Source organism: Nocardioides sp. GCM10030259 (genome assembly GCF_042666375.1).
In the GTDB taxonomy this organism is placed as follows: Bacteria; Actinomycetota; Actinomycetes; order Propionibacteriales; family Nocardioidaceae; genus Nocardioides.
In genome coordinates this window covers 1-11,545 of record NZ_JBHTDF010000016.1, presented here as the reverse complement: position 1 = coordinate 11,545, position 11,545 = coordinate 1, and the positions used below count along the sequence as shown (strand labels likewise).

The window sequence follows — 11,545 nt, the reverse complement described above, 5'->3', positions numbered from 1 at the left end:
AATCCGCTCCGAGAACGGGGGCACGTTCCTACGGTGGGCGGATGATCGAGGTGCAGGGGATCCGTCTTGACCCTGTGGCGCGGCGTGCTTGGCGCGGGAGCGAGGAGGTCGTCCTGTCCCGCAAGGAGTTCGACCTCCTGCACTGCCTGATGGCCCGCGCGGGGGACATCGTCAGCCGCGAGGAGCTGATGCGCGACGTCTGGGAGACGACGTTCTGGACGTCCTCGAAGACGATCGACGTGCACCTGGGATGGGTACGCCGCAAGCTCGGCGACGACCGCCAGCAGCCCTACCTGATCACCACGGTCCGCGGCCAGGGCCTGCGGTTCGAGACCGAGGACCACCGGGAGCTCGGCTGACCCCGAACCTCTAGAGTTCCGGTGTGCCCGAGCCCGCGCCGACCCACGCGCCCACCCTCGCCGTGATCGGCGGCGGGCAGCTCGCTCGGATGATGGCCGAGCCCGCCGCCGCGATGGGGCTGCCGCTGCGGCTGCTGGCCGAGGCGCCGGGCGTCTCGGCGGCCCAGGTGATCCCCGACCACACCGTCGGCGACTACCGGGACCTCGAGACGCTCCGCACGATCACCGCCGGCTGCCCGGTCGTCACGTTCGACCACGAGCACGTGCCCACCGAGCACCTGCACACCCTCGAGGACGACGGCATCGCGGTGCGGCCCGGGCCGGAGGCGCTCGTCCACGCCCAGGACAAGGGCGTGATGCGCGATCGGCTCGCCGAGCTCGGCGTACCCTGCCCGCGCAACGCGATCGTCACCACCCTCGACGAGGTCGAGGCGTTCGGGCTGCCGTGCGTGCTGAAGACGACCCGCGGTGGCTACGACGGCAAGGGCGTGTGGTTCGTGCGCACCGCCGACGAGGCCGCCCGGGCCCTCGCGGCCGGCAGGGAGAGTGGCGCGCGGATCCTCGCCGAGGAGCTGGTCGACTTCCGGCGCGAGCTGTCGGCGCTCGTCGCCCGGTCGCCGAGCGGGCAGGCCGCGGCGTACCCCGTCGTCGCCTCCACGCAGAAGGACGGCATCTGCCACGAGGTGATCGCGCCCGCGCCGGACCTCGACCCCGAGCTCGCCGGGCAGGCCCAGGAGATCGCGCTGCGCATCGCCGGCGCCCTCGGCGTCACCGGCGTGCTGGCCGTCGAGCTGTTCGAGACCACCGACGGCCGGATCCTCGTCAACGAGCTCGCGATGCGGCCGCACAACACCGGCCACTGGACGCAGGACGGGGCGGTGACCTCGCAGTTCGAGAACCACCTGCGCGCGGTGCTCGACCTGCCCCTCGGCTCGCCCGCACCACGGGCGCGGTGGACGGTGATGGTCAACATCCTCGGCGGTCCGGACCCCTCCGTCGGCCACCTGTACGACGGCTACCCGCACGCGCTGGCGCGCGACCCGTTCCTGCGGGTGCACCTCTACGGCAAGGACCTGCGGCCCGGCCGCAAGGTAGGCCACGTCAATGCGTACGGCGACGACCTCGACGACTGCCTCGAGCGCGCGCGGCACGCGGCCGCGTGGTTCCGGGGCGACCTGGGAGACGAGAGTGAGTAGTTCCATGACTGCACGTGTCGGCATCGTGATGGGCTCGGACTCCGACTGGCCGGTGATGAAGCTGGCGGCGGAGGCGCTGGGCGAGTTCGACATCGCCCACGAGGCGGACGTGAAGTCCGCCCACCGGATGCCCGAGGAGATGCTCGAGTACGGCCGCACCGCGGCCGAGCGCGGCCTGTCGGTGATCATCGCGGGCGCCGGTGGAGCCGCCCACCTGCCGGGCATGCTCGCCGCGGTCACGCCGCTGCCGGTGATCGGCGTGCCGGTGCCGCTGAAGTACCTCGACGGCATGGACTCGCTGCTCTCGATCGTGCAGATGCCCGCAGGGGTGCCGGTCGCGACGGTCGCGGTCGGCGGCGCCCGCAACGCCGGGCTGCTCGCCGTCCGCATCCTCGCCGCCACCGACCCGGCCCTGCAGGAGCGGATGCGCGCCTTCCAGGCCGAGCTCCGCGTGAGCGCCGAGGAGAAGGGCAAGGCCGTCCGCGGCGACGCCGGCGGACGCCGCGTGGGGTTCTGAGCACCGCTCGATCCGAGCTTGGGAGGACCGGGAGCCCGGTGCCAGGTCGAGGAGCGACGCGACCGAGGGAGGAGGTCGCGAGGAGCGTCTCGAGACCCGGTGAGCTGAAAGTCGGCGGTGACTTGACGAGCGGGCACTGGGTCCGCACCGTGGTCGCATGTCGCTGACGGCGAGCTGCGTGCTCTGCTCGGCGCCGGTGGTCGAGGCCGACGGCGCGTGGTCCTGCCCCGAGCACGGGGCGACCGGGCTGCTGTGGCGCCCGCCCGAGGTGTCATACGACGGGTTCGTCGAGCACCTGCGCATCGCGGGCGCGTTCCCGACGTACCTGCCGTGGCCGATGAGCCCGGGCTGGTCGGTGACCGACTTCGCCACCGTCGCCGCTGAGGAGGGTCGCGGGACCGCGTCGCTGACGTGCACGTCGGGCACCAGCGAGCTGGACGGCCCGGTGGACGTGCTCGTCGTCGCGGAGGAGGCCGGCACCGGCCTCGGCGCCCGCTGCGCCGGCACCCGCTACACCGACCCGGGCCACGAGATCGGCTACCGGTCGCCGTCGGCGCGGGTGCGGATCGGCAGCCAGGCGGTCAACCTCTGGGACATCTCGACCAGCGGCTCCGACGGCGAGTTCGACCGGTCGGTGCTGGCGGGGGAGGCCGCCGGCCGCTGGCTGTGGATCGTGCTCCGGCCGGCGTCGGCGCTGCTGCTCTTCCGCGACGACTGGATCCTGCGCGACGTCTCCAACGCCGGCCCGCAGCTGGTCGAGCTGCCGTTCGGGGGGCACCGCCCCGGCTGGTGATCAGCCGTAGGGCACGCCCTAAGGTGGCAGTCGTGCGCATCGACCTGCACACGCACTCACGCGCCAGCGACGGCACCGACACCCCGACCGAGCTGGTGCACGCGGCAGTGCGAGGCGGCCTCGACGTGCTCGCCATCACCGACCACGACACCGCCGCAGGCTGGGACGAGGCCGCGGTCGCCGCCGACGAGGTCGGGCTGACGCTCGTGCCGGGCATGGAGATCAGCACCGGCCACCGCGGCCACAGCGTGCACCTGCTGGCCTATCTCCCGGACCCCACCTACCCGCCGCTCGCCGACGAGCTCGCCAAGGTGCTCGACGGCCGCACCGCCCGGGTGCCGCGGATGGTGGCCCGGCTCAACGGGCTCGGCATCGACATCGACGAGGACGACGTACGCCGCGCGTCGGCCGACGCGGTCGCGTCCGGCCGACCGCACATCGCCGACGCGCTCGTCACGCTCGGCGTCGTCGCCGACCGCGGCGAGGCGTTCGACCGCTACCTGGCGTGGGGCCGGCCGGCGCACGTGAACCGCTACGCGATACCGCTGGAGACGGCGATCCGGGCAGTCGCCGACGCCGGCGGCGTCTCGGTCATCGCCCACCCGTGGGGGCGCAGCGGCCTGGGCCGGCCCGACGAGGAGATGCTCGGCTCGCTGCAGCAGATCGGGCTGACCGGCATCGAGGTCGACCACCAGGACCACGACACCGAGGCCCGCGACCTGCTGCGGGCGATGGCGCGCGACCTCGGGCTCGCGGCGACGGGGTCGAGCGACTACCACGGGGTCGGCAAGACCGACCACGACCTCGGCTGCAACACCACGGACCCGGGGGAGCTGGAGCGGCTGCTCGCCGCCGCGGACGAGGCGTCGGAGCGGAGCGGGCGGCAGACCCCGCGGGTCACTTCCGGCCGAGCGACTGGAACCGCTTGAGCAACGGCGTCGGCACGATCCGCGCGGCCCGCGCGATCGCCTTGTACTGAGCGCCCGGGATCGAGAAGACGCGGCCCTTGGCGTGGTCCTTCAGCGCCTCGGCGACCAGGTCGTCGGCATCGAGCCACAGGAAGGCGGGCGCCGAGCCCCGCGAGACCTTCATCCGCTCGTGGAACTCGGTCTTGGTGAAGCCGGGGCACAGGCAGGTGACGGTGACCCCGCGGTCGCGGTACTCGTACGCCGCCCACTCCGAGAAGGAGTTCACCCAGGCCTTCGCCGCGCTGTAGCTGCCGCGGGGGAGGAACGACGCGACGCTCGAGACGTTGATGATGCCGCCGCGACCGCGGTCGGCCATCGGGCCGAGGGCGGCGTGGCTGAGCCGCATCACGGCCGTCACCAGCACGTCGAGCATCGCCTGCTCGTCGTCGACCGGGTTGTCGAGGAAGCGCCGCTTGAGGCCGAACCCCGCGTTGTTGACCAGCAGGTCGACAGGGCGGTCCCGGTCGGCGAGCCGCGCCTCGACCATCGCCAGCTGCGCGCGGTCGACCAGGTCGGCCGCGAGCACCTCCACCTCCACCCCGTACGACGAGCGGAGCTCCTCGGCCTCGGCGTCCAGTCGCGCCCGGTCGCGTGCCACCAGCACGAGGTCGTGGCCCCCGGCGGCGAGCTGGTGGGCGAACGAGCGGCCGATCCCGGCAGTGGCGCCGGTCACGAGTGCGGTCTTCCTCGGGTCGGACATGGCGGAGAGTCAAGCAGGTGGTTGCGCGATCCGGCGAGGCCGGTCCGGCATGATGGGCACCGATGTCCACGACACTCGCGATCGCCAACCAGAAGGGTGGCGTCGCCAAGACGACGACGGTCGCGTCCGTCGGTGCGGCGCTGGCCGAGCTCGGCCACTCCGTGCTGCTCGTCGACCTCGACGCGCAGTCGTGCCTGACCTTCTCGCTCGGCATCGACCCGGAGGACCTCGAGGTCTCGGTGCATCACGTGTTCACGCAGGGTGTCGACCCGGCGGAGGTCGTCATCACCACCGACGACGGCGTCGACCTGATGCCGGCCACCATCGAGCTCGCGCGAGCCGAGGCCGAGCTGCTCACCCGCACCGGCCGCGAGCACGTGCTGAAGAGCATGATCGAGGCGCTCGAGGACGGCGGCACGACGTACGACTGGATCCTGCTGGACTGCCCGCCCTCGCTGGGCGTGATGACGGTCGCGGCGCTGACCGCCGCCGACGGCGTGCTGATCCCGCTGCAGTGCGAGACGCTCTCGCACCGCGGCGTCGGGCAGCTGCTCGACACCGTCCACGACGTACGCCGCTTCACCAACCGCGCGCTGGAGGTGTGGGGCGTGCTGCCGACGCTGTACGACGGCCGGACCCACCACGCGCGCACGGTGCTCGAGACGATCTCGGAGACCTACGACCTCGAGGTCGTCGAGCCCCCGATCCCGAAGACGATCCGGTTCGCCGAGGCGCCGGCAGCCGGCCGCTCGATCCTGGCGACGAGCCGCAGCAGCAAGGGCGCCCAGGCCTACCGCGAGGCGACGGCCGCGCTCGTCGCGCGGTCGCAGCGGCCGCGGACCGACGGCCGGAAGGCCGGGCGGGCGTCATGAGCCGGCACCGCGGATCTCCGGTCCGGCCGCGCTACGGCCGGCTGACCGCGCTGGGCTCCTCGCTCGCCGTGACGATGGTCGCGGTGCTCGGCTCGTTCGGCGTCCTGCCCGACTCCGGCGGCGGGGCCGCGGCCGAGCAGCAGCCCCCGGCCGCCGAGGGCGCGATCGACACGGTTGCCGACGAGGTCCTGCCCGAGACCGACAGCGAGCCGTCGCAGCGCACGTCCGCCGATGGCGCCGAGGCGGCCTCCGACCAGACGCGCGACACCGCGCTGCCGGACGACTCGGGCACGGGCAAGCGGGTCGTGTTCAGCGAGGGTCGCCAGCGGGTCTGGCTGGTGACCAAGGGCAAGAAGGTCGAGCGCACGTACCTCGTCTCGGGCAGCGTCTACGACAACCTCGAGCCCGGCACCTACCAGGTCTACTCGCGCTCCGAGCAGGCGTGGGGCATCGACGAGTCCGGCACCATGCGCTACTTCGTGCGCTTCGCCCAGGGCGACCGGGCCGCCATCGGCTTCCACGACATCCCCGTCGACGACGGCGAGCCGGTCCAGACGGAGGCCGAGCTGGGCACGCCGCAGTCGCATGGCTGCATCCGCCAGAAGGAGTCCGACGCGGTCGCGCTCTGGGACTTCGCGCCCCTCGGCACGACCGTGGTGGTCACGGACTGACGGGAGCCGGTGAGCTCAGCCCTCGGTGGCCGGAGCCGGCTTCTCGCCCGAGCCGGAGGAGCGACGACGGCGCCGCCGGTTGCGGTTGCCGCCGGCCGGCTTCTCGCCGTCGCCGGAGCCCTGCGTGGGCCCGGTGCCCTCGGTCGCCACGGTCTCGCCGTTGCGGGTGCGAGTGCGGGTGCGCTGCCGGTTGCGGTTGCGCGGCGGCCGGTCGCCCCCGCGACCCTCGCCCCGCTCCTCGCGCGGCTTGCGCTCGACCGGGGCGGGGTCGACGACCCGGCCCTTGGTGCCCGGCGGGATGCCCTGGTCGTGGAAGAGGTGCTCGGAGCTCGAGTAGGTCTCCAGGGGCTCGTCGAACGGCAGGTCGAGCGCCTTGTTGATCATCTTCCAGCGGTGCAGGTCGGCCCAGTCGACCATCGTGATCGCGATGCCGGACGCACCTGCGCGGCCGGTGCGGCCGATCCGGTGGACGTAGGTCTTGTCGTCCTCGGGGCACGTGTAGTTGATGACGTGCGAGACCCCGCGGACGTCGATGCCGCGCGCGGCGACGTCGGTCGCGACGAGGACCTGGATCTTGTCCTCGCGGAACTTCGTCAGCGCCTTCTCCCGCGCGACCTGCGCCATGTCGCCGTGCAGCGGGCTGGCCTTGAAGCCGCGCTCGACCAGGTCGTCGGCGACGCGCTGCGCCTGCCGCTTGGTGCGGGTGAAGACGATGATCTTCTCGACGTCCTCGGCCTGCAGGATCCGGCCGATGATCTCGGGCTTGTCGAGGTCGTGGCACTGGTAGATGAACTGCGCGGTGGCGGGCACCGTCGCGTTCTCGTACGACGACTCGGCGCGGATGTTCATCGGGTGCCGCATGTGCATGCGGGCGAGCGCGACGATCGCCGACGGCATCGTCGCGGAGAACAGCATCGTCTGCCGGGTCTCGGGCGTCTTGCGCAGCAGGGTCTCGACGTCGGGAAGGAAGCCCAGGTCGAGCATCTCGTCGGCCTCGTCGAGCACCAGCGCGTGCACGTGAGAGATGTCGAGGACCTTGCGGTTGCACAGGTCGATGAGGCGCCCGGGCGTGCCGACGACGATGTCGACGCCGGACTCGAGGGCCTCGATCTGCGTCTCGTAGCCGACGCCGCCGTAGACGGTGAGCACCCGCAGGCCGCGGTCGGAGCCGGCGAGCGCGAGGTCGCTCGAGACCTGGAGCGCGAGCTCACGGGTCGGGGCGACGATCAGCGCCTGCGGCTTGCCCTGCGGCAGCTCGGCGTAGTCGGGGTCCTTCGGCGCGACGCTGCGCTGCAGCACGGGGATGCCGAAGGCGAGGGTCTTGCCGGTGCCCGTGCGGGCCTGGCCGATCAGGTCGGTGCCCAGGAGCGCGACCGACAGGGTCATCTCCTGGATGGCGAAGGGGGTGGTGATGTTGGCGCGCTCGAGCGCGTCGCAAATCTCGGGGAGGACCCCGAGCTCTCGGAACGTGGTCAGGATCTTGTCGCTTTCGTGAGTCAGCCGGATTCAACCGAATGAGGGTCGGATGCGGCGGACACGTCAGCGGTCTGCCGCGCACATGCGTGGGTCGCAGCCAAGGTGAGGAGCGACCTCGATCACACCCATCCTATCGGTAGGGTGCGCACGTGACCGCATCGACGCCCGTCGCCTTCGAGGATCCGCAGTACCGCGAGGCGGTCGTCGACCTGCTGGGCGCGATCGCGTACGGCGAGATCTCCGCCTTCGAGCGGCTCGCGGAGGACGCCAAGCTCGCGCCGACGCTCGAGGACAAGGTCGCGATCGCGTCGATGGCGACGGCCGAGTTCGGCCACGTGGCGCGGCTCAACGAGCGGCTCACCGAGCTCGGCGCCGACCCGTTCGAGTCGATGGCGCCGTTCCGCAAGGCCATCGACCGCTTCCACGAGCACACGGCCCCCGCCGACTGGTTCGAGGGGCTGATCAAGGCGTACGTCGGCGACGGCCTCGCCAACGACTTCTACCGCGAGATCGCGGCCTACCTCGACGCCGACACCCGCGACCTGATCGTCGCCTCGCTGGAGGACTCCGGCCACTCGACGTTCGTCGTCGACCGGGTGCGGTCCGCGATCGCCGCAGACCCGCGGCTGGGCGGCCGGCTCGCGCTCTGGGGCCGCCGGCTGATGGGGGAGGCGCTCACCCAGGCGCAGCGGGTCGCGGCCGACCGGGACTCGCTGACCGCGCTGCTCGCGGGCGGCATCGACCGGCCCGGGCTCGACCTGGCCGCGATCGGCCGGATGTTCACGCGCATCACCGAGCGACACGCCGGCCGGATGGCCGAGCTCGGCCTCGACAGCTAGTGCCCGGCGTGCCGGCGCCCGGTCGCGGTGGCCGCCAGCAGCACGAGGACGGCGGCGGTCGCGGCCTGCCAGCCGTGCCGCCACCAGTCCACGCCGAGCGTCTGCCGGTCGAAGAACAGGCCGTAGAGGAAGTCGCCGACGAAGCAGCCGCCGATGCCGCAGAGGATCGTCAGCCACAGGGGGACCTCGTCGGTGTCCCCGGGAGCCATCAGCTTGCCGAGCAGGCCGAGCATGGTGCCGGCCAGGACGGCCCACAGGAGGGCGGAGACCATGCCCCGATCATGCTCCCCGACGCGCCGCCACTGAAAGCGAGTTAGGAGCGGAAGCCGACCTGGCCGGCCGTGCCGTGGCCGAGCTCGACGTACGCCAGCTTCGCGACCGGCACCAGCAGCTGCCGGCCCTTGCTGTCCCTGAGGGTGAGCACGCCGTCGTTCGCGACGGCCTCGGCGAGCTGCTTCTGGACGTCCTCGGCGGACTCGTCGACGTCGATGGTCAGCTCACGGGCGGCGTTCTGGACGCCGATCTTGACCTCCACGAGGTCCTCCTTAGCGATTGTCTGGGTGGTGCCGGGGTGTGGCCGGGGTGTCAGTCGTCGGACCGCGGGTAGCCGCGGATGCCGCGCCAGGCGAGCCCCGCGACGAGTGCGGTGGCGTCGGAGCGGCCGATCCCGCCCTGGTCCGAGAGCCAGAACCGGGCGCTCACCTGGGCCATTCCCACCAGGGAGACGGCGAGCAGCCGGGAGGCCGCGTCGGGCAGGCCGGTGTCGTCGTGGATGACGTTCGCGATCACGGCGGCGCAGTCGGTGGTGACGCGGTCGACGTGCTCGCGGACGGCGGGCTCGTTGGTGAGGTCGGACTCGAAGACCAGCCGGAACGCGCCCGTGTCGCTCGCGACGTACTCGTAGAACACGTCGATGGCGGCCTGGACGCGGAGCTTGTTGTCCTCGGTCGACTCGAGGGCGCGACGGCAGTTCTCGATGATCGCGTCGCAGGACTGGTCGAGCAGCGCGAGGTAGAGGTCGAGCTTGCCGGGGAAGTGCTGGTAGAGCACGGGCTTCGAGACCCCGGCCCGCTCGGCGATGTCGTCCATGGCCGCCGCGTGGTAGCCCTGGGCCACGAAGACCTCGAGGGCGGACTCCATCAACTGGGCGCGCCGCTCGCGCCGGGGCATCCGGGCTCCGCGGGGCCGCACCGATGCGTCGTACTGCTCTGCCGTCACGCCCCGAAGACTACCCATGGGTCACGTGCGTCCGGATGACGGGACGCGGCAGCCGGTGTGGCGCGGCGCCGGGGAACATGGCAGGACCGGCGGTTGTTCGCACCGTCAGACAACCGTGTGACCGCCAGTGTGACCCAGCAAGGAGTACGCCGTGTCCTTTCCCGCGCTCGTGGAGCCCGCGGACGAGCTGACCATCGACGAGGTGCGGCGCTACAGCCGGCACCTGATCATCCCCGACGTCGGCATGACCGGGCAGAAGCGGCTCAAGAACGCGAAGGTGCTCGTGATCGGCGCCGGCGGCCTCGGCAGCCCGGCCCTCCTGTACCTGGCTGCGGCGGGCGTCCACACGCTCGGCATCGCGGAGTTCGACGAGGTCGACGAGTCGAACCTGCAGCGCCAGATCATCCACGGCCAGTCCGACGTCGGGAAGTCGAAGGCGCTCTCGGCCAAGGAGTCGATCGCGGAGGCGAACCCCTACGTCAACGTGATCCTCCACGAGGGCCGGCTCGACAACGACAACGTCATGGACGTCTTCCGTGGCTACGACCTGATCGTCGACGGCACCGACAACTTCGCCACGCGCTACATGGTCAACGACGCGGCGTACTTCCTCGGGATCCCCTACGTCTGGGGCTCGATCTACCGCTTCGACGGCCAGGCCTCGGTGTTCGCCCCGTCGCTCGCCGACGACGCGCCCTGCTACCGCTGCCTCTACCCCGAGCCCCCGCCGCCGGGCATGGTCCCGAGCTGCGCCGAGGGCGGCGTGCTCGGCGTACTCTGCGCGTCGATCGGCTCGATCCAGGTCAACGAGGCCATCAAGCTGCTGACCGGCATCGGCGACCCGCTGGTCGGCAAGCTGATGATCTACGACGCCCTGGAGATGGAGTACCGCAAGCTCAAGGTGCGCAAGGACCCCAACTGCGCGCTGTGCGGCGACAACCCCACCGTCACCGGGCTCATCGACTACGAGACCTTCTGCGGCGCGGTGTCCGACGACGCGGCCGAGGCCGCTGTCGGCTCGACGATCTCGGTCGTCCAGCTCGAGCACATGCTCAAGGAGCGCGAGGAGGGCGCCCGCGACTTCGTGCTCGTCGACGTCCGCGAGCCCAACGAGTACGAGATCAACCGGATCCCCGGCTCGGTCCTCATCCCGAAGGGCGACTTCCTCAACGGCTCGGCGCTGGAGCAGCTGCCGGCGGACAAGCAGATCGTCATGCACTGCAAGTCCGGCGTCCGCTCGGCGGAGACGCTCGCGATCGTGAAGGGCGCCGGGTACGCCGACGCCGTGCACGTCGGCGGTGGCGTGGTGGCCTGGGTCAACCAGATCGACCCCTCCCAGCCGTCGTACTGACCGGTGCGTAACCCGGTTGGTGCGGGCGTCGTTGTGGGGGCATGAGCCTCACCCGATCGCAGCTGGCCGCCGGCATCGCGGCCGTGACCGTCACCCTGATGACCGCCCTGCTGATGGCGGTCTCCTCACCGGCGGGCGCGGCCCCGACGTGGGCACCCGCCGACGAGGCGGCCATCCACCCGGGCACCCAGATGTACACCGAGGGCGCCCAGTGCACCGGCAACTTCGTCTTCACCGACGGCGCGGGCAACGTCTACGTCGGGTACGCCGCGCACTGCGCCGGCACCGGTGAGGCGACCGACACGAACGGCTGCGACGTCGAGTCCCTGCCGCTCGGCACGCCCGTCACCTTCAACGAGGGTGGCAGCCTGGTGAGCGAGGGCACGCAGGTCGGCTCGGGCACGCTCGCCTACTCCTCGTGGGACACGATGAACCGGATCAACGAGTCCGACGGGAACACGTGCTCCTACAACGACTTCGCGCTGGTCAAGGTCAGCGCGGCCGACGCCGCGAAGGTGAACCCGTCGATCCCGTTCTGGGGCGGCCCGACCGGCATCGACACCGACGGCACCGCCGCCGGCGACC

14 protein-coding genes and 1 pseudogene are annotated in these 11,545 nt (G+C 71.9%); 10 read left to right on the top strand and 5 right to left on the bottom strand.

Translation table 11 applies throughout. From position 1 onward, the window contains the following. Window positions 1-41: 41 nt before the first annotated feature. The 5 genes from ACFQQI_RS12480 to ACFQQI_RS12460 all read left to right on the top strand — a co-directional run bounded on the left by ACFQQI_RS12480 (window position 42) and on the right by ACFQQI_RS12460 (window position 3,794). Window positions 42-359: a winged helix-turn-helix domain-containing protein gene (locus ACFQQI_RS12480; protein ID WP_378563355.1), complete on the top strand. Its 318-nt coding sequence runs from the start codon at window positions 42-44 to the stop codon at window positions 357-359. A gap of 23 nt (window positions 360-382) precedes the next feature. Continuing rightward, window positions 383-1,555, top strand: coding sequence for a 5-(carboxyamino)imidazole ribonucleotide synthase (locus ACFQQI_RS12475; RefSeq protein ID WP_378563352.1), 1,173 nt, complete (start codon window positions 383-385; stop codon window positions 1,553-1,555). Continuing rightward, on the top strand, window positions 1,464-2,072 hold the full coding sequence (purE, locus tag ACFQQI_RS12470) for a 5-(carboxyamino)imidazole ribonucleotide mutase (protein ID WP_378563349.1): 609 nt from the start codon (window positions 1,464-1,466) through the stop codon (window positions 2,070-2,072). The genes ACFQQI_RS12475 and purE overlap by 92 nt, the downstream gene beginning before the upstream one ends. Before the next feature lie 157 nt (window positions 2,073-2,229). Next, on the top strand, window positions 2,230-2,865 hold the full coding sequence (locus ACFQQI_RS12465) for a DUF6758 family protein (protein ID WP_378563346.1): 636 nt from the start codon (window positions 2,230-2,232) through the stop codon (window positions 2,863-2,865). A 32-nt stretch (window positions 2,866-2,897) separates the two neighbouring features. After that, entirely contained in the window at window positions 2,898-3,794 is an 897-nt protein-coding gene (locus tag ACFQQI_RS12460) for a PHP domain-containing protein (RefSeq protein ID WP_378563343.1), read from the top strand. Here the strand turns inward: ACFQQI_RS12460 and ACFQQI_RS12455 are convergent. Beyond that, a complete protein-coding gene (locus ACFQQI_RS12455; protein WP_378563340.1) occupies window positions 3,763-4,533 on the bottom strand; it encodes an SDR family NAD(P)-dependent oxidoreductase in 771 nt (256 codons plus the stop codon). The genes ACFQQI_RS12460 and ACFQQI_RS12455 overlap by 32 nt on opposite strands. 62 nt (window positions 4,534-4,595) lie before the next feature. Between ACFQQI_RS12455 and ACFQQI_RS12450 the strand changes: the two genes are divergently transcribed. After that, entirely contained in the window at window positions 4,596-5,405 is an 810-nt protein-coding gene (locus tag ACFQQI_RS12450) for a ParA family protein (protein ID WP_378563337.1), read from the top strand. Further along, complete coding sequence (locus ACFQQI_RS12445; RefSeq protein ID WP_378563334.1) at window positions 5,402-6,076, top strand: L,D-transpeptidase; 675 nt, start codon at window positions 5,402-5,404, stop codon at window positions 6,074-6,076. Before ACFQQI_RS12450 ends, ACFQQI_RS12445 begins: the two co-directional genes overlap by 4 nt. Before the next feature lie 15 nt (window positions 6,077-6,091). On the opposite strand, the gene ACFQQI_RS12440 is transcribed toward ACFQQI_RS12445, so the two are convergent. Next, window positions 6,092-7,462 (bottom strand): DEAD/DEAH box helicase, encoded by a 1,371-nt coding sequence (locus ACFQQI_RS12440; protein WP_378563331.1) that lies wholly within the window; start codon window positions 7,460-7,462, stop codon window positions 6,092-6,094. A 239-nt stretch (window positions 7,463-7,701) separates the two neighbouring features. On the opposite strand from ACFQQI_RS12440, the gene ACFQQI_RS12435 reads away from it, so the two are divergent. Continuing rightward, window positions 7,702-8,391: a ferritin-like fold-containing protein gene (locus tag ACFQQI_RS12435; RefSeq protein WP_378563328.1), complete on the top strand. Its 690-nt coding sequence runs from the start codon at window positions 7,702-7,704 to the stop codon at window positions 8,389-8,391. Here ACFQQI_RS12435 and ACFQQI_RS12430 read toward each other — a convergent pair. The 3 genes from ACFQQI_RS12430 to ACFQQI_RS12420 are packed head-to-tail and all read right to left on the bottom strand — an operon-like array spanning window position 8,388 to window position 9,561. Beyond that, window positions 8,388-8,663, bottom strand: coding sequence for a hypothetical protein (locus tag ACFQQI_RS12430; protein WP_378563325.1), 276 nt, complete (start codon window positions 8,661-8,663; stop codon window positions 8,388-8,390). The two genes, ACFQQI_RS12435 and ACFQQI_RS12430, sit on opposite strands and share 4 nt — an antisense overlap. A gap of 41 nt (window positions 8,664-8,704) precedes the next feature. Beyond that, window positions 8,705-8,926, bottom strand: a complete 222-nt coding sequence (locus tag ACFQQI_RS12425; RefSeq protein ID WP_378563322.1) for a DUF3107 domain-containing protein — start codon at window positions 8,924-8,926, stop codon at window positions 8,705-8,707. Between the two features lie 50 nt (window positions 8,927-8,976). Further along, window positions 8,977-9,561, bottom strand: a complete 585-nt coding sequence (locus tag ACFQQI_RS12420) for a TetR/AcrR family transcriptional regulator (protein ID WP_378563733.1) — start codon at window positions 9,559-9,561, stop codon at window positions 8,977-8,979. 199 nt (window positions 9,562-9,760) lie between these two features. On the opposite strand from ACFQQI_RS12420, the gene moeZ reads away from it, so the two are divergent. Beyond that, window positions 9,761-10,960, top strand: coding sequence for an adenylyltransferase/sulfurtransferase MoeZ (gene moeZ / locus ACFQQI_RS12415; protein WP_378563319.1), 1,200 nt, complete (start codon window positions 9,761-9,763; stop codon window positions 10,958-10,960). Between the two features lie 41 nt (window positions 10,961-11,001). Continuing rightward, a pseudogene (locus ACFQQI_RS12410) lies at window positions 11,002-11,545 on the top strand (hypothetical protein); the annotation flags it as partial.